At 50.8% G+C, this 17779-nt stretch carries 17 protein-coding genes, 1 tRNA gene and 1 pseudogene; 9 read left to right on the forward strand and 10 right to left on the reverse strand.

Translation table 11 applies throughout. The features are described 5' to 3' along the window. Window positions 1-2: 2 nt before the first annotated feature. Window positions 3-227, reverse strand: a complete 225-nt coding sequence (locus Q9J79_RS00100; protein WP_301911585.1) for a hypothetical protein — start codon at window positions 225-227, stop codon at window positions 3-5. Between the two features lie 131 nt (window positions 228-358). Between Q9J79_RS00100 and pgeF the strand changes: the two genes are divergently transcribed. The 5 genes from pgeF (at window position 359) to Q9J79_RS00125 (ending at window position 3800) form a co-directional block, all read left to right on the forward strand. After that, window positions 359-1138: a peptidoglycan editing factor PgeF gene (gene pgeF / locus Q9J79_RS00105; RefSeq protein ID WP_301911584.1), complete on the forward strand. Its 780-nt coding sequence runs from the start codon at window positions 359-361 to the stop codon at window positions 1136-1138. 51 nt (window positions 1139-1189) lie between these two features. After that, window positions 1190-1669, forward strand: a complete 480-nt coding sequence (locus tag Q9J79_RS00110; RefSeq protein ID WP_301911583.1) for an LPS-assembly lipoprotein LptE — start codon at window positions 1190-1192, stop codon at window positions 1667-1669. 1 nt (window position 1670) lies between these two features. Next, window positions 1671-2669 carry a DNA polymerase III subunit delta gene (gene holA / locus Q9J79_RS00115; RefSeq protein WP_301911582.1) on the forward strand — a complete coding sequence of 333 codons (999 nt, stop codon included), beginning with the start codon at window positions 1671-1673 and terminating at the stop codon, window positions 2667-2669. Between the two features lie 120 nt (window positions 2670-2789). Beyond that, entirely contained in the window at window positions 2790-3209 is a 420-nt protein-coding gene (locus tag Q9J79_RS00120) for a hypothetical protein (protein WP_002217668.1), read from the forward strand. A gap of 75 nt (window positions 3210-3284) precedes the next feature. After that, on the forward strand, window positions 3285-3800 hold the full coding sequence (locus Q9J79_RS00125; RefSeq protein ID WP_373321228.1) for an RDD family protein: 516 nt from the start codon (window positions 3285-3287) through the stop codon (window positions 3798-3800). A 90-nt stretch (window positions 3801-3890) separates the two neighbouring features. Here the strand turns inward: Q9J79_RS00125 and Q9J79_RS00130 are convergent, their stop codons facing one another. The 5 genes and pseudogenes from Q9J79_RS00130 to Q9J79_RS00150 form a co-directional block, all read right to left on the reverse strand. Then, on the reverse strand, window positions 3891-4775 hold the full coding sequence (locus Q9J79_RS00130; RefSeq protein WP_301911580.1) for a YicC/YloC family endoribonuclease: 885 nt from the start codon (window positions 4773-4775) through the stop codon (window positions 3891-3893). 448 nt (window positions 4776-5223) lie between these two features. Next, a complete protein-coding gene (rpoH, locus tag Q9J79_RS00135; protein WP_301911579.1) occupies window positions 5224-6087 on the reverse strand; it encodes an RNA polymerase sigma factor RpoH in 864 nt (287 codons plus the stop codon). Window positions 6088-6466: 379 nt separating this feature from the next. Beyond that, entirely contained in the window at window positions 6467-6955 is a 489-nt protein-coding gene (locus Q9J79_RS00140; protein ID WP_301911578.1) for a hypothetical protein, read from the reverse strand. A 262-nt stretch (window positions 6956-7217) separates the two neighbouring features. Continuing rightward, window positions 7218-8741 carry an apolipoprotein N-acyltransferase gene (lnt, locus tag Q9J79_RS00145; protein WP_301911577.1) on the reverse strand — a complete coding sequence of 508 codons (1524 nt, stop codon included), beginning with the start codon at window positions 8739-8741 and terminating at the stop codon, window positions 7218-7220. Window positions 8742-8809: 68 nt separating this feature from the next. Then, window positions 8810-9668, reverse strand: a pseudogene (locus Q9J79_RS00150) (DUF808 domain-containing protein). Between the two features lie 204 nt (window positions 9669-9872). On the opposite strand from Q9J79_RS00150, the gene Q9J79_RS00155 reads away from it, so the two are divergent. Then, complete coding sequence (locus tag Q9J79_RS00155) at window positions 9873-11594, forward strand: potassium/proton antiporter (RefSeq protein WP_301911576.1); 1722 nt, start codon at window positions 9873-9875, stop codon at window positions 11592-11594. 62 nt (window positions 11595-11656) lie between these two features. On the opposite strand, the gene Q9J79_RS00160 is transcribed toward Q9J79_RS00155, so the two are convergent. From Q9J79_RS00160 to tgt, 3 genes are all read right to left on the reverse strand, one after another. Continuing rightward, window positions 11657-12058: a c-type cytochrome gene (locus tag Q9J79_RS00160; protein WP_308446929.1), complete on the reverse strand. Its 402-nt coding sequence runs from the start codon at window positions 12056-12058 to the stop codon at window positions 11657-11659. Between the two features lie 190 nt (window positions 12059-12248). Next, window positions 12249-13259 (reverse strand): ferrochelatase, encoded by a 1011-nt coding sequence (gene hemH / locus Q9J79_RS00165; RefSeq protein ID WP_301911575.1) that lies wholly within the window; start codon window positions 13257-13259, stop codon window positions 12249-12251. Window positions 13260-13381: 122 nt separating this feature from the next. Then, the gene (gene tgt, locus Q9J79_RS00170) at window positions 13382-14497 is read right to left on the reverse strand and encodes a tRNA guanosine(34) transglycosylase Tgt (protein WP_301911574.1); all 1116 of its coding nucleotides are present in this window, start codon (window positions 14495-14497) and stop codon (window positions 13382-13384) included. 179 nt (window positions 14498-14676) lie between these two features. On the opposite strand from tgt, the gene Q9J79_RS00175 reads away from it, so the two are divergent. Together Q9J79_RS00175 and thrS are read left to right on the forward strand one after the other, a co-directional pair. Further along, window positions 14677-14753: transfer RNA gene (locus tag Q9J79_RS00175), tRNA-Val, on the forward strand. A gap of 52 nt (window positions 14754-14805) precedes the next feature. Further along, window positions 14806-16713 (forward strand): threonine--tRNA ligase, encoded by a 1908-nt coding sequence (gene thrS, locus Q9J79_RS00180; RefSeq protein WP_301911573.1) that lies wholly within the window; start codon window positions 14806-14808, stop codon window positions 16711-16713. Between the two features lie 68 nt (window positions 16714-16781). Here the strand turns inward: thrS and Q9J79_RS00185 are convergent, their stop codons facing one another. Continuing rightward, complete coding sequence (locus Q9J79_RS00185) at window positions 16782-17243, reverse strand: glycine-rich domain-containing protein (RefSeq protein ID WP_301911572.1); 462 nt, start codon at window positions 17241-17243, stop codon at window positions 16782-16784. A gap of 140 nt (window positions 17244-17383) precedes the next feature. Between Q9J79_RS00185 and Q9J79_RS00190 the strand changes: the two genes are divergently transcribed. Then, on the forward strand, window positions 17384-17755 hold the full coding sequence (locus Q9J79_RS00190; protein ID WP_301911571.1) for a helix-turn-helix domain-containing protein: 372 nt from the start codon (window positions 17384-17386) through the stop codon (window positions 17753-17755). The last annotated feature ends 24 nt before the right edge of the window (window positions 17756-17779 follow it).

The raw sequence follows: 17779 nt of genomic DNA on the forward strand, positions 1-17779 counted from the left end.
GCCTAAACAATGCCGTCTGAAAGTGGAGATTGGTTTTCAGACGGCATCGCCCGAGAGGTGTCTGAAACGGACTTTATCCCCATTCCTTTTCGGTTGAAACCCGTCTGTTTATGGCGATAGAATCTAATCGGAGGGCAGTCTCGTTCGGGCAACACGCAGTGCGGTGCTTGATGTGCCATCCCCTGTTGAAACATATAAAGCTCGGAGAAAGTATATAAGGGCATCATCCCTGCACCGGCAAGAATCCGACCCGAATCTCCGAATTCCCGCCTGTGCGGGAATGACGAAAAAACAAGCATCCATTTGCCCCGAAGGCAGTTAATCAACCCTTTCCGCCACACACCTATTCCAATATCCAATGAAAACCATCACAGAAACCCTAAATCTTGCCCCGAAAGGCAAAAACTTCCTGACCGCCGATTGGCCCGCTCCCGCCAATGTGAAAACCCTGATTACCACGCGCAACGGCGGCGTGAGCCAAGGTGCGTATCAGAGTTTGAACCTCGGTACGCACGTCGGCGACAATCCCGAAGCCGTGCGCCGCAACCGCGAAATCGTGCAACAGCAGGTCGGATTGCCCGTTGCCTACCTCAATCAAATCCACAGCACCATTGTCGTCAATGCTGCCGAAGCATTGGACGGCACGCCCGATGCGGACGCTTCCGTGGACGACACGGGCAAGGCTGCCTGTGCCGTGATGACCGCAGACTGTCTGCCCGTTCTATTTTGTGACAGGGCAGGTACGGCGGTTGCCGCCGCACACGCGGGCTGGCGCGGTTTGGCGGGCGGCGTATTGCAAAACACCATTGCCGCGATGAAGGTTCCGCCTGTTGAAATCATGGCGTATCTCGGCCCCGCCATCAGTGCGGATGCGTTTGAAGTCGGACAGGACGTGTTTGATGCGTTCTGCACGCCCATGCCCGAAGCCGCTGCCGCATTTGAAGGCATAGGCGGCGGCAAATTCCTTGCCGACCTCTACGCGCTCGCCCGCCTGATTCTGAAGCGTGAAGGCGTGGGCGGCGTGTACGGCGGCACGCATTGTACGGTTTTGGAACGGGATACTTTCTTTTCCTACCGCCGCGACGGGGCGACAGGGCGTATGGCGAGCCTGATTTGGCTGGACGGCAATGCCGTCTGAACACGCCGCTGATATAATCTACCGATTTTGTGCTTTTGAGAAAGGCAAGCGATGAACAAAATATTCCTTACTGCCGCAGTGCTGATGTTGGGCGCGTGCGGTTTCCACCTGAAAGGTGCAGACGGCATTTCTCCGCCGCTGACCTACCGGAGCTGGCACATCGAAGGCGGACAGGCATTGCAGTTTCCTTTGGAAACCGCGCTGTATCAGGCTTCGGGCAGGGTGGACGATGCTGCCGACGCGCAGATGACCCTGCGTATAGACAGGGTTTCCCAAAACAAGGAAACCTATACCGTTACCCGTGCGGCAGTCATCAACGAATATCTTTTGATATTGACGGTTGAAGCGCAGGTATTGAAACGCGGCGAGCCGGTCGGCAAACCGATGACCGTGTCCGTCCGCCGCGTTCTTGCTTATGCCGACAACGAAATTTTGGGCAAACAGGAAGAAGAAGAAACCCTGTGGGCGGAAATGCGGCAGGATGTTGCCGAACAGATTGTCCGCCGCCTGACCTTTCTGAAGGCGGAATGACGTGGCGGCACATATCGGACGCATCGATACGGACGCGCCTTTGAAACCTCTGTACGTCATCCACGGCGAGGAAGAACTGCTGCGTATCGAGGCATTGGACGCATTGAGGGCGGCGGCGAAGAAGCAGGGTTATCTCAACCGCGAAGCCTATACCGCCGACGCGTCTTTCGATTGGAACGAACTGCTGCAAACCGCAGGCAGTGCCGGTCTGTTTGCCGATTTGAAGCTGTTGGAACTGCATATCCCCAACGGAAAACCCGGCAAAAACGGCGGCGAGGCGTTGCAGGACTTTGCCACCCGACTGCCGGAAGATACGGTAACGCTGGTTTTGCTGCCCAAACTGGAGAAAACACAGCTCCAGTCCAAATGGTTTGCCGCATTGGCGGCAAAGGGGGAAGTGTGGGAAGCCAAACCGGTCGGCGCGGCGGCTTTGCCCCAATGGATACGCGCCCGTCTGGACAAAATCGGTTTGGGTATCGAGGCAGACGCATTGGCACTGTTTGCCGATCGCGTGGAAGGCAATCTGTTGGCGGCGCGTCAGGAAATCGACAAACTCGCGTTGCTGTATCCGAAAGGACATACCCTAAATATCGATGAGGCGCAAACCGCCGTCGCCAATGTTGCCCGCTTCGACGCGTTCCAACTGGCAGGCGCGTGGATGAAGGGCGATGTCCCGCGCGTATGCAGGCTTTTGGACGGATTGCGGGAAGAGGGAGAAGAACCGGTGCTGCTTCTGTGGGCGGTTGCCGAAGACGTGCGGACGCTGATCCGGCTTGCCGCCGCCCTGAAGCAGGGGCAGAGCATCCAATCCGTCCGCAACAGCCTCAGGCTTTGGGGCGACAAACAGACGCTCGCACCGCTTGCGGTCAAGCGGATTTCCGTTGTCCGCCTGCTTGACGCACTTAAAACCTGCGCCCAAATCGACCGAATCATCAAAGGCGCGGAAGACGGCGACGCATGGACGGCATTCAAACAGCTTGTTGTGTCGCTGGCGGAATAAAGCGGTAATCCCCAAAATCCGAAAATACTGTAAAATACCGTTAATCCTGAAAAGTATTTACCAATCCGTCCGAAAACATTTCAGACGGCACGACCACCTCAATAAAGGAACATCAACCCTATGGACAATAAGACCAAACTGCGCTTGGGCGGCCTGATTTTACTGACCACCGCCGTTTTAAGCCTCATTATCGTATTGATTGTCGATTCCTGGCCGCTTGCCATCCTGCTTGCCGCCGTCATCGTCGCTGCCGCCGCGGGCGGCTTTGTTTGGACATCCCGCCGACAGCAACGCCAGTTTATCGAACGCCTGAAAAAATTCGACATCGATCCCGAAAAAGGCAGAATCAACGAGGCAAACCTGCGCCGTATGTACCACAGCGGCGGACAACACCAGAAAGATGCGATTACCCTGATCTGCCTGTCGCAAAAATGTTCGGTGGACGAGGCGCACGCCATGTTCAAAAAACGCCCGACACGTCAGGAAATCAATCAAATGGCGGCAAAACAGTCGCGCGGTCAGAAGCGTCCGCACCGTTAACCGCCGCAAGGCATCTCTGCACAAATGCCGTCTGAAGCCTGTTGGCGTTTCAGACGGCATATTCCGATTGAAAAGATGATGACACTGAAAACCGCCCCGCTCAAACGCCGCTTCGCCGCCATACTGTACGAAATGCTGCTGGCAGGTGCGGCAACCTGTCTGGCGGCATTGATTGCCGGCATTGCCGCCATTTTCCTCAATCCTGTTTCTACCCTGCTTTCCGCCTTGGTAACCAGTATCCTGATAATGGGTTCGTGGTGGGTGTATTTCCGCGCCAACTGGCACGGACAGGGGCAGACCTTGGCAATGAGGACATGGAAAATCGGCTTGTGCGACCTTAACGGCATACAGCCGTCTTTGCACCTGCTGCGCCTGCGCTTTATTTGGGCGTGCATATTCATCGTCTTCATTCCTATGCTTGCCTATGCGGGATTGCGCCACCTGCTCGGTATTCCGCCCAAGGATGCATTCGGTGCGGCATTGGTTTGGCTGATTTTACCGTGGGGTTTTGCCCTGCTGAATCCCGATCGGCAGTTTCTGTATGACTTCCTTGCCGGAACGAGGTTGGTGGATGTGAAAGAACAATCTTGAATTGCTTGCAACAGAGGTTTTAAGCCGATAAAGAATGCCGTCTGAAAAAAGTTTCAGACGGCATTGTCATGTTTGGAGAGAAAGGCAGGGCTATTCGATATTCTGCACCTGTTCGCGCATCTGTTCGATCAGGACTTTCAGCTCGACAGAGGCTCGGGTGCATTCGGTAGCGATGGATTTGCTGCCCAAGGTGTTGGCCTCACGGTTTAATTCCTGCATCAGGAAATCCAAGCGTTTTCCGCTGCTGCCTTTGTGTTCGGTAACGATGCGGCGTACTTCGGCAATGTGGGTGCGAAGGCGGCTGAATTCTTCATCGACATCGGATTTTTGGACAAACAGGGCAAACTCCTGTTGCAGCCTGTCGTTGTCGATGCTGCCGACGGCTTCGGCAAGGCGGGTGCGGATTTTTTCTTTATGCGCTTCCACCAGCGCGGGGAAGATTTCGCTCAATGCCCCGATGATTTCTTCCATAGCCTCAAGGCGTTGCAGCAGGTGCTCGCCCAATTTTTTCCCTTCGCGTCTGCGTGCGGCAGTGAAGTCTTTTAACGCTTTTTCGGTCAGTTCGGTAATGCTTTTTGCCAATTCTTCCGTATTTTCCCTTTGGCTTGCCAATACGCCCGGAAAGCGCAAAATATCGGCAACGCCCAGTTTTGCCAAATCGTGATGCTTGCGGAGGTTTTTGTTGATTTCGGCAAGCTGTCCGACCAAATCGCGATTCAGTTCCAAAGACTGATTGTCATTTTCCGCATCTTGAATTTGGATTTTGCATTCGACTTTGCCGCGTGCCAGATGGGATGAAATCTGCTCGCGGATGCCGCTTTCCAAATGGCGCAAATCATCCGGCATCCTGATTTGAATGTCCAAAAAGCGGTGGTTGACGGCGCGGATGTCGAGGTTGATGCGTTTGCTGCCGCACTCTGCCGCCGCGTTAGCAAAGCCTGTCATACTGTGGATGTGGATATTTCCGCTGCTCATGTCGTTCTCCGAAGTCCGTTAAAATGGAATCAATATATCACATCTGTATGGCGGCAAGCGTTTTCGGGTGTGAAAAATTGAAGATTTGGCGTGCTATATGGGCACCATGGGCTCTTGTCGCAGCAAGAAAGGGAAGTGTATCAGGCAAAACTTCCAAAATTGGAACAGGCTATGGGTGTCTTTACCAAAATAATTTTGACAAGTCGTTGGTTGAAAGTACTGATTTATACAGACTTGATTGTGGTACAGACAATTTATCAATTCGACCAATCTTTCTGGGAAACAGCTTATATGGCAGTGTCTGATTCATGTTTGTTTTTTAATTTCGGCAATTGCAACGGCGTGGACGGATAAAATCGTGTGCAGCACGACACACAAGCCTCATCAGGGTTTCTATTATAAAAAACACCCGACAAGCCAGCTTGTCGGGTGTTTAATTATGCCTATTTCAAACCGCTTCGGCTTCTTCGGCAAGAAAACCACGCAGTTTCTGCATAGCTTTCGCTTCAATCTGGCGGATGCGCTCGGCAGAGACGCCGTATTCTGCAGCAAGCTGGTGCAGCGTCAGACCGCCGTCATCTTGAAGCCAGCGGCTTTCCACAATACGGCGGCTCCTGTCATCCAGTTGCGCCAAAGCATTTTGCAGGCCTTCTGTTTGCAGCGCGTAATGTGCCTGTTTCGACAGTTGGCAGCTCGGTTCGGAATCGTGGTCGGCAAGCCAGTCGATGGGAGCGAAACTGTCCTCGTCGTCGCTGTTGTCTGCCATGATGGCGATGTCGTGTCCCGTCATGCGCTGTTCCATTTCCAGAACTTCGGAAAGTTTGACACCCAAATCATCGGCGATTTCCTGTGCTTCTTTAGGAGACAGAGCATTAAGGTTTTTACGCATGCTGCGCAGGTTGAAAAACAGCTTGCGTTGCGGTTTGGTGGTGGCAACGCGGACAAGGCGCCAGTTCCTCAGGATGAATTCGTGAATTTCCGCTTTAATCCAATGCACAGCAAATGAAAACAGGCGTGCACCTCGACCTGGCTCGTAGCGTTTGACCGCCTTCATCAGACCGATATTTCCTTCCTGAATCAGGTCGGCCTGATTCAGTCCGTAGCCGTCATAGCCGCGTGCGATGGAAACGACCACGCGAAGGTGGGAAAGGATAAGTTGTTTGGCGGCATTGAGGTCGCCTTTGCGTTGGCGTTCTGCAAGGTGCGTTTCTTCGTCCAAGGTCAGCATGGGGATGCTGTTGACGGTATGGATATATTGTTCGAGGCTGCCGTTGCCGCTTTGAATGGCAGGTAATGCAAAAGCGTTATTCATTTGAGGCATTTCCTTTCGGCTGGAACCGCGGGTTTGCGGTTGGGTGTTCGGATACAGTATATCACTGCTTGGATTGTGTTTTGTACGTTTGATAAAAGATATGCGGTAGGGGTTGATAAATAGGGAAATTTTATATCTGATTTTGATTGATTTTTTAAACCTGATATTTTATGTCGATTTGGATATTATATTACATTCGGTTCTGTATGTAAACAGTATCATGGAAAAGACTGTCCGCTTTGGTGGACAGTTTCGGCATTAGGATTTTTTGTTGCGGAAAAGGCAGCCTGAAACCGAGTTCAGAGAAACCAAAACCGCGTGTGCATAAATTACACCCTACCATTTCACATTTTTGGTTGGTTGCACAGGCTACGCTGGCCTAATCTAAATCCAAGAGTATTTCAGAACAATTTGAATATAACTTATCCCATTGAATTGAAAAGAATAAATCACAGCCATTCCCAAACGAATCTATGTTTATAACAATATTGTTATCAATGCAAAAATATTTTCCAAAGGTTTTATGTTCTTTAATTATTAAATAGCGGTATTGCTCAAATACCTGCTCTATATTATGTTTAGTATTAGGAGAACATTGCAGAAATCTAATTTTTCCATTAGAAAACTTAAATTCATTACTTTGATTGATACGTGGCTTACCCAAATCCCATGTTGCAGATCCCATTCTTCTCGATATATCAGAGATAAAATTAGTTGCACGGGTTTGCTTGATTTTAGCTATTCCAATCTCACCATCATTTTTTTCATTAGCATCTCCAAAATAAACCAAAATAATCAATAAAGGAATAGCCCCAAGACAAAACTCTCCTAATTTTACTTTTAATCGTAACCATGTTTTATTTACCATTATTTACTCTATTCATTGTTTTCTCAATCGATATGTTGTACCATGACTGAAAGAGGCATCTGGTGTACCTATACCTGTTTCTACTGCCCATCTACCATCTCTTGTTTTTATAATTTTAATATTCCCACCCCAATTGCCAAAACTTACTGTAGTACTTTCCCCTGGTAAAAAATCATTTGTTTCTTTTTTCCAAATATCAGATATTTCTTTTGTATAGTGTAATTTAGGGTTAGGAACATAGACACCTTGCTGGATAAGTTCATTACGTTATGAAAAGTATCAGTGTGATAAGGGTCAATATTCCTATCAACGGCCATGAGCTGCCGACTTTCATATAGGGTGTTTCACCAGTATAGCCTTTGATGTGTCCTTCCAATATGGTTTCGGTATCGGGTTGTGCTTGGGCAATGATATTGCCTTTGGGTGAGATGATGGCGGTCGCTCCGGTGTTGGTTGCGCGAACCATATAACGGCCGAGTTCCATGGCGCGTGCCTGGGACTGCTGTAGTTGCTGGTACATGGCGTTGGATTTTCCATACCATGCCATGTTGCTGATGTTGGCAAGCAGGGTGGAGTCTTTTGCAGTAGTAATCAGTTCATCGCCGAAACCGTCTTCGTAGCAGATGTTGAAGGCGACTTTTTGGTCTTTCATTTGAAGGGTGGGTTGGCTGTCACCGCCTTTGCGGAAGTCGGAAAGGGGCATGTCCATCATTTTGTAGAGTGGCGTGGTCAGAAAGGGCAGAGGTTTGTATTCTCCAAAGGGGACAAGGTGGTTTTTGGCGTAGTAGGGGATGCCGTCCTGATTGTTTTCCTGATAACTGGTCAGGTTGATGATGGCGTTTTCGTAACCGTTGCCGTCCGAAGTGTATTGGCTGATGCCGACGGCGAGCGCGCTGCCGTTGTTTTGCGCCTGTTCGGCGAATTGCGCCAGTATGTTTTCCGGCAGGTTTTGGCGCATGACGGGAATGGCGGTTTCGGGCAGGATGACGATGTCGGCAGTGGTTTTGCCGACCTGTTCGTAATATTTCTGTATGGTCGGGATAACTTGGTCTTCACGCCATTTGATGGTTTGGGCGATGTTGCCCTGAAGCAGGGCGACGGTGCTGCGGCTGCCGTCGGGGCTGGTGAAGTCGGTTTGTTGGGCGGTGTAGCCTGCGGCAAGCAGGGCGGCAATCAGGATAATTGGAAGCAGGCGTTTGCCCGAACGTGCGGTGTTATCACTCGCCAAAACCAGCCAGACACCGAGAAAGGCGGTCGCCAGTGTAACCATGTGGATGCCGCCCAATGGGGCGAAACCTGCCAGCGGGCTGTCCGGGGTGATTTGTGAGTAGCCGAGTGCGCCCCAGCCGAATCCGGTCAGGAAACGCTCGCGGGCAAACTCGGTCAGCGTCCACAGGATGGGCAGTACCAGACCAGTCTTTATGCCCCGGGGCAGGGTAAATTTTTTCCACAGCCAGAAACACAGTGCCGGATAAAGGGCAAGGTAGGCGGGCAGCAGGAAGGTCAGCGGTACGGCATAGAGGTCGGGCAGGCCGGAAACGTCGTGCAGGGCAGTGTGTATCCAGTAGAACTGTGCCGTGTATGCGGTCAGGCCGAACAGGTAGGCGGAAGAGGCGGCAAAACGCGGACGCAGTTCGATGAGGCGGACGAAGGCGCCGAAAATCAACGGCATCAGCCAAAAGTGGTAGTAGGGTGCGAAGGTGAAGGGGGTGGCGGCGGCAAAAAGGATGAGCAAAGGCCAGTAGAGGGCGGGGTGCCGCCAGTATTTGTCCAGTTTGGAAAACATATTCGTCTGTCTGTTCGGAAGATGCCGTCTGAACGTCTTTCAGACGGCATCGGTATTTGAAAAAGGAATCAATGCCTGCCGAAACGATTCATCAGCGGCAAGGCGGGCGCAGGCAATCGAACCGGAAAGCAGTCCGACAACGAGGTTGGCGAAGTATTCCGCCCAGCCCGCGTCCCAGTGTTGCGCGTGCAGGAAATCGTGCAGAAAGCCGAGGTTGTGGGCGACCAGTCCGCCGCCGGCAAGAAACATGGCAAGCGTGCCGACCACGCTCAAACCGCGCATAAACCAAGGCATAAAGGCAGTCAGTATTTGCCCCGAACTGCGCGAAAAGGCTTGTGGGCGGCGCATCAGCAGCATGCCCAAGTCGTCGAGTTTGACGATGACGGCGACGATTCCGTACACCAAAACAGTCATGCCGATGCCGATTGCCGCCATCACGAGCGAGCGCGTTATCAGGCTGTATTGCTCGACCACGCACAGCGCGATGATGATGATTTCTGCGGACAGGATAAAGTCGGTACGGATGGCACCTTTGACTTTATCCTGCTCGTCAACCGCCGTTTCGCCGCCGTCATCATGCACGTCATGTCGGTGCAGAAACTTGTGCGGCAGCTTTTCCACGCCCTCAAAGCACAGATAAATCCCGCCTGCCGTCAAAAGCGGCGTAATGAGTTGCGGCAGGAAGGCGGAAAGCAGCAGAGCCGCAGGCACCAAAACCGGCTTGTCGGCAAAAGAACCTTTCGCCACCGGCCAAACAATCGGCAACTCGCGTTCTGCCGATACGCCTGTAACCCGGTTGGCATTGGATGCCAAATCGTCGCCGACCACGCCGGCGGTTTCCTTTGCGGCGGCTTTGGTCATCAGGGCAACATCGTCCAAAACGGCGGTGATGTCGTCTGGCAGAATAAATAGTGAGGCAAATGCCATTAAAGAATCCTGAAATGCGGCGCAAAGTCCGACATTATATAGGAGAATGCGGGTTTGGGCGGTCTCAGGCGGCATGAAACAGGAAAATGCCGTCTGAAGGCGGTGGCGGACATGAAATAAAGTTTCGTGAAAAGAAAATGCCGTGTTACAATCTTTCGATTTTAATTTCATGAATTTTAAGGGAGAATCTTTGGCGTGGATTGGATGAACAGTCTGTTTCTGCTGGGTGGCGCACTGTTGTTCCTGAGCGTGGTTTCGACCACTTTGTCCGCACGTTTGGGAATGCCTTTGCTGCTGGTGTTTCTTGCCGTCGGCATGCTGGCGGGCGAGGAAGGCGTTGGCGGCATTGCCTTCAATAATGTCGTGATGGCGAATTTCATCAGCCAGCTTGCTTTGGCGGTTATTCTGCTCGACGGCGGTTTGCGGACGCAGCTTTCTAGTTTTCGGATTGCGTTGAAGCCCGCGTCGGTACTCGCTTCGTGGGGCGTGTTTGCCACCGTGCTTCCGCTGGGACTGTTTGCAACTTTTTACCTCGGTTTGGATTGGAAGTTCGGCGTGCTGATGGCGGCGATTGTCGGTTCGACCGATGCCGGCGCGGTATTCAGCCTTTTGCGCAACAGCGGCGTGCGTTTGAACGAACGGGTGCAGGCGACTTTGGAAATCGAATCGGGTGCGAACGACCCGATGGCGGTTTTTTTGGTTACGGCACTGATTACCATGATTATGCAGCCGGCGGAATCGGGTGCGGCGGCGTTTGTCCGGATGCTTGCGCTGCAAATCGGTTTCGGTCTGCTGACGGGTTGGGCGGGTGGAAAGATATTGGCAAAGCTGGTACGCCGTCTGAATCTTGCGGAAGGTCTGTACGCGCTGCTGATTATGTCGGGCGGGCTGCTTGTGTTTGCGTTTACCAATACCATAGGCGGCAGCGGCTTTTTGGCGGTTTACCTTGCCGGCATCATTGTCGGCAACCAGCACAACCGTGCGACGGAACACGTTTTGCGCGTGATGGACAGTTTGGCTTGGCTGGCACAGGCAACCCTGTTCGTCATGCTCGGTCTGCTGGTTTCTCCCGCCAGCGTGTTGGACAGGGCGGCGGAAGCCTTGGCGATTGCGGTGTTCCTGATGCTGGTCGCGCGTCCGCTGGCAGTGTTCGGCGGTTTGTGGAAATTCAATTACAGCCTGCGTGAAAAGGCGTATATCAGTTGGTTGGGCTTGCGCGGAGCCGTACCGATTTCGCTGGCGATGATGCCGTTGGTGACGGGTGTTCCCAATTCGCACCTGCTGTTTGATGTGGCGTTTGCCGTGGTGGTGCTGTCGCTGCTGATTCAGGGAACGACGATTCCTGTGATGGCGCGGCTGTTGAAGGTTGCCATGCCCAACAAGCCCGAACCGAAAGATACGCATGATATTTGGCTGGCGGAAAAGGAAATTGTCAGAATGTCGGCGTTTAAAGTGGTTGCCGAATCTGAAGCGGAGGGACACCATCCCGATACGGTCGAACCGATTTCCGATTCGTTTGACGCACGCTGTTTCGCATTGATACGCAACGGCAGCCGAATCGAAATGCAGTCCGACACCGTGCTTCAGGCGGAGGATTTGGCGTGGTACATCCTGCCCGACGGCAAGGTCGATAAAATGGCGAAATACTTTACCGAGACGGGTATCGGCGTTCGTGAGAATTTTGATTTCTTCGGCGAGTTTGTCGTTTCGCCGGCAGCACGTTCGGGCGATTTGGCACTTGCTTACGGTTTGAAGCTGGAAGCGGGCGAAGAGGGTTTGAGCCTTGCCGAGCTTTTCGATAAGCGTTCCGACAGTCAGGAGCCGGTCGAGGGCGACCGTATTGACATCGGCGGCTTTATGCTGACCGCGAAGGAGGTTGACGGGGACGGCAATATCGGGTCTATGGGTCTGAAAGTACCGCGTTAGAAAGGTTTGGTTTGAATGCCGTCTGAAGCCGGATTGCCGGTTTCAGACGGCATTTTGTCTGTTTAGTTTTTTTTGCCTTTTGCCTGTTTTACGTCTTTTTCGGTAACGCTTCCGCCGCCGTTGTCAAAGGCGTTCATGATATAAGTGGCGACGGCGGCAATGTCCGCATCGCTGATGGCGGTTGCGGGCATGAATCCGTTGTAGGTTTTGCCGTTGACTTTGATTGTACCGTTGATGCCTTTGACCATGCTGTTCAGCAGCACCTGCGGTTTTTTCATGATGAAGTCGGAGCGGTAGAGCGGCGGAAACATGATTCCGCGGCCTTCGCCTTTTTTGCCGTGGCAGGCGACGCAGTTGGATTCGTACACTTTTTGCCCTTTTGTCATGATGCTGTTGTCGGAGGCAGAAGCGGCGGCGCAGAGGCAGCCCAAGACGAGGGCGGTCGGCAGACGGGTTGTGTTCATTGGCGTTTCCTTAATGTTTGAAACCTTGTTGTTGATTTTGCGTAGCGGGTGAAAGGTTTTTTTGCCGAATCGGTAGTAAGGTTGCACTTGATGTGTTGTCCGGCATAGATGCCATCATACGCTAAAGTAGCGGGAAAATGCCGTCTGAACACGGCGTTCAGACGGCATTTTAGACATGGGTCAAACAGTTTCAACGCCAGCCGCCAAGGTTTTCTTCGGCAAGTGCGACGAGTGCGTCTATCCAGTCGGGGTTGTCGTTGAGGCAGGGGATGTAGCGGTAGCTTTTGCCGCCTGCTTCATAAAACTGTTCACGCCCCATCAGGGCGATTTCTTCCATGGTTTCCAAACAGTCTGCCAAAAAGCCCGGGCAGAATACGTCCAGCTCGGTTACCCCCTGTTTGGGCAGTTTGTTAAACAAATCCTGAGTGCTGGGTGTAATCCATTTTGCCCTGCCGAATTGGCTTTGGAAAGACACGACATATTCGTCTTCGGTCAGATTTAGTGCTTCTGCAAGCAGTTTGGCGGTATGGCGGCATTCATCTGGATAGGGGTCGCCGAGGTTGAAGTGCTTTTGCGGAATGCCGTGAAAACTCAGCATCAGTTTCTTGCTGCGGCCGTGTTCTGCCCAATATCGGAGGATATGGTTTTTCATTGCATCGATATAGCCCGTGTCGTCATAGAAGCGCGAAACGGTCCGTATGCTCATTTGGTTCCGTTGCAGCAGTAATTGTTCGCATACCTTGTCCACGGCGGCTCCACTGCTTGATGCGGCATATTGCGGATATAGTGGGATAATCAGCAGCCTACCCACACCCTGTGATTTCAGTTCTGACAATACATCCGCCACCGAAGGGTTACCGTAGGTCATGGCATGACGGACAATCAGGCCGGGCATTTGTTCGGCAAGCGCGGCTGCCTGACGTTCCGTATAAACTTCTAAGGGGGAGCCTTCTTTAAACCAGATTTTTTCATAGGCGTGCGCACTTTTCTTAGGACGCAGCGTCAGTATCAGGCCACGCAAGATAGGTTGCCACAACAGCTTCGGCAGTTCCACTACGCGTTGGTCGGATAAAAAGTCGCGTAGGTAAGGTTTGACGGCTTGCGCGGTCGGAGCATCCGGTGTGCCGAGGTTAAGCAGTAAGACGGCGGTACGGTTTTGGTCGGTGTAGGGAAGGGAGGGTTCTGGCAGGAAGCGGGGCATGGTCTGTTTCTTTGATGTGTATTGATGATATTAGATGTCTCTTTGTGCAAAAGGCCGTCTGAAAAACCGAGGGACAATTAAGATAAATGTTTTCAGACGACCTTGATAAGCATGGTTAAATCTCAATCCACGCCTCGTGCGCGGTTTTCATGGAATTGCGCCTGCCAATCGGCAAATTTGCCTTGTTCGATGGCTTCGCGCATTTCTGCCATGATGACTTGGTAGAAGTGCAGGTTGTGGATGGTGTTGAGCTGTGCGCCCAAGATTTCGCCGACACGGTGCAGATGGTGCAGGTAGGAGCGGCTGAAATTCTGACAGGCGTAGCAGGTGCAGCTTTCATCAATCGGACGCTTGTCGAGTTTGTGTTTGGCGTTTTTGATTTTCAAATCGCCAAAACGGGTGAACAGCCAGCCGTTACGCGCATTGCGGGTAGGCATAACGCAGTCGAACATGTCCACGCCGTGTGCTACGCCGTACACCAAGTCTTCAGGCGTGCCGACGCCCATCAAATAATGAGGTTTGTGTTCCGGCAGAATAGGGCCGACAGCGCGCAACATACGGTACATTTCGGGCTTAGGTTCGCCAACGGACAAGCCGCCGATGGCCAAGCCGGGAAAGTCGAGTTCTTCCAAACCTTTCAGCGATTCTTCACGCAAATCTTCATACATCGCGCCTTGTACAATGCCAAACAGCGCATTCGGGTTTTTCAGGTCTTCAAAAGCCTTTTTGCTTCGTTCCGCCCAGCGCAGGCTCATTTGCAGCGATTTTTGCGCTTGGCTGTGCGTTGCTTCGCCAGGGGTGCATTCGTCCAGTTGCATCACGATGTCGGAATTCAATACGGTTTGGATTTTCATCGACACTTCGGGCGAGAGGAACAGTTTGTCGCCGTTGATCGGGCTTTGGAATGTACAGCCTTCTTCGGTCAGCTTGCGCATATCGGATAACGAGAATACTTGGAAACCGCCTGAGTCGGTCAAAATCGGCTTATCCCAACCGATAAATTCGTGCAGGCCGCCGAATTGTTCGATGACTTCCAAGCCCGGGCGCAGCCACAAATGGTAAGTGTTGCCTAAGATGATTTGTGCTTTGATGTCATGCAGGTTTTGTGGGTTCATCGCTTTGACCGAACCGTAAGTGCCGACAGGCATAAATACCGGCGTTTCGATTTTGCCGTGGTTCAACTCCAGCGTGCCGCGTCGGGCGAGACCGTCTTTTTTGTGTAAAGTAAATTTAAGCATAAGATTGAATGTCAGTTGGGCGACAAGGGTCGAAATATATTTTTAAAAGACGGCATTATAAATGATTTCCCACGGTTTTTCAGACGGCATCTTCAAATCTTGCCACAATGTTGCATAAAGAAATGCACATACCTCTTGCAAAAATTAAAACGACCCGATAAAATGCAAAAATCCTTTGAAGGCACGTAGCTCAGTTGGTTAGAGCACCACCTTGACATGGTGGGGGTCGTTGGTTCGAATCCAATCGTGCCTACCAAATTCCCATAACGGCATTTATGCCGTTATTTTTTAATCTTTCGGAGCGTTTGATGTTGAACATTACCTTGCCGGACGGTTCGGTCCGCCAATATGAATCACCCGTTACCGTGGCGCAAATTGCAGCGTCTATCGGTGCAGGTTTGGCAAAGGCAACGGTAGCGGGTAAGGTTAACGGTAAATTGGTGGATGCTTGCGATCCGATTACCGAAGATGCCCATGTTCAAATCATTACACCTAAAGATAAAGAAGGCGTGGAAATTATCCGCCACTCCTGTGCGCACTTGGTCGGTCATGCGGTCAAGCAGCTCTACCCTGATGCCAAAATGGTTATCGGCCCGGTGATTGAAGACGGGTTCTATTATGATATCGCAACTGAAAAACCATTTACGCCTGATGATGTAGCTGCTATCGAAGCGCGCATGAAAGAGTTGATTGCACAAGACTATGACGTTATTAAAGTGATGACGCCCCGTGCAGAAACCGTCAAAATTTTCCAAGATCGCGGCGAAGAGTACAAATTGCGTCTGATTGAAGACATGCCTGAAGTGGAAGCAATGGGTATGTATCATCATCAAGAATACGTCGATATGTGCCGCGGTCCTCACGTTCCGAATACCCGTTTCCTGAAAAACTTCAAACTGACCAAGTTGGCGGGCGCATACTGGCGCGGCGACAGCAACAATGAAATGCTGCAACGCATCTACGGTACGGCGTGGGCGACAAAAGACGAGTTGAAAGCCTATATTCAACGTATCGAAGAAGCCGAAAAGCGCGACCACCGCAAACTTGGCAAGCAATTGGATCTGTTCCATCTGCAAGACGAAGCGCCGGGTATGGTGTTCTGGCATCCTAAAGGCTGGGCTTTGTGGCAAGTGATTGAGCAGCATATGCGCAAAGAGCTGAATGCTGTCGGTTATAAAGAGGTGAAAACGCCTCAGATTATGGATAAAACCTTCTGGGAAAAATCCGGCCACTGGGAAAACTATAAAGACAATATGTTCGTGACCAGTTCTGAAAAACGCGAATACGCGGTTAAACCGATGAACTGTCCGGGTCATGTTCAGATTTTTAATAACGGCTTGCGCTCATATCGCGATTTACCGATGCGTTTGGCTGAGTTCGGTTCTTGCCACCGCAATGAACCAAGCGGTGCGTTGCATGGTCTGATGCGTGTTCGCGGTTTTGTGCAAGATGATGCGCATATCTTCTGTACCGAAGATCAAATCGTTGATGAAGCACGCGCATTCAATGAGTTGCTGGTTCGCATTTACAAACAATTCGGCTTCCATGATGTTGCCGTGAAGTTGTCCCTCCGCCCTGAACAACGTGCAGGTTCTGACGAAGTTTGGGATAAAGCCGAACAAGGCTTGCGTGATGCATTGACCGCTTGTGGAGTAGAGTGGGAAGAGTTGCCTGGCGAAGGTGCATTCTATGGTCCTAAGATTGAGTACCATGTCAAAGATGCCTTGGGTCGCTCTTGGCAGTGCGGTACCCTGCAATTGGACTTCGTATTGCCGGAGCGTTTGAATGCCGAATATGTAACTGAAAACAACGACCGTGCGCGTCCTGTAATGTTGCACCGTGCTATTTTGGGTTCATTGGAGCGCTTCATTGGTATTCTGATTGAAAATCACGCAGGCTCATTCCCATTGTGGCTTGCACCGGTTCAAATGGTGATTATGAACATCACCGAAAATCAGGCAGATTATTGTCGCGAAGTGGCTGCCAAATTGCAGGCGGCAGGATTCCGTGTCGAATTGGATTTACGTAACGAAAAAATCGGTTACAAAATCCGCGACAACAGCCAATACCGTTTTCCTTATCAAATCGTTGTCGGCGATAAAGAGAAACAAGAAAACAAAGTTGCGGTACGCCGCAAAGCAGAAGACTTGGGTTCTTTGAATCTCGATGAGTTTATCGCAATGTTGCAACAAGAAAATCAAAAAATACTTGTCTGATAAGAATTCAGACGACCTGAATATTTATTTTCGGGTCGTCTGAATTTTGGATAAGTAAATAGCAATTTTTATGCAGCTAAACGCGGACGATGTTCATTTGTTACGTTATTTTTGCTCCTTCTGCCGCATTTTGGGCAACGTCCACTGCTCTGCCAAAAAGTCTTGTCGGGCTTACCGAAACGAGCTTCATATTTTTGGCAACTATCTTGCCATGCTTCGCGCAGATTATCGGCATCTTCTTGCCCGCGCATACCGAAATATGGGAAATGGTGTAAAAAATAACCAAAGATATTTTGACAATCTTCCGCGTATTTCTGCGTATCTAAGATATGCAGATGCCAAAAATCATCAACCATACCAGATGGGACAATGGCTTCATCAGGATATTCAAGACACAAGGTGAGATATTTTCGGTACTCTTCGGCAATGTTTTTTGCCATCTCCAAAGTCCAGCCGAGTCCTTCTTCTTTGTCTATGGCTTTGACCATCATTGGTTCTAAATCAAGATTTTCGATTGTTTGGGGAAACATTTAATTACCTTCTATGTTAAGTGGTTGGTTGGAGAAAATTTTTGTAAGTTTAGAGTAGAGTGGTTTCTTGAACCAGAGCAGAGAATTGATAGTAGATATCTTAAATGCTCCTACCTGCTAGTCATAAAAGAGAGAGTTATATGAAGATAAATGAAAAAATAAAATGGATACGGGAGCGGAGTGGTCTATCCCAAGAAGATATGGCAGAGAAATTAGGTTTGGCAACGAGTACCTATTCAAAGATGGAACAGGGACGTATCAATATCAGTTTGCAGCGATTGGAGAAAATTGCCTCCATTTTGGGAATGAATACGGTCGACTTATTGGAGAATGGCGGTCATTTGGTCTGCTTAGTAAGTGAAAACAACAGCTCCAATTATTATGGAGTATCAGCGGAGCTATCGGCAGAGTTAGAGCGCTATAAGTTAATGTTGCAGCATAAAGACGAACTGATTGAGAAGCAAAGGGAGCTATTGGAACAACAAAAAAAGAGAATTAGCTGCTTTGAATGAAATTATCGCTCTCATGAAAGGAAG

Origin of the sequence: Neisseria viridiae, assembly GCF_962747995.1 — a bacterium.
Taxonomy (GTDB): Bacteria; Pseudomonadota; Gammaproteobacteria; order Burkholderiales; family Neisseriaceae; genus Neisseria; species Neisseria viridiae.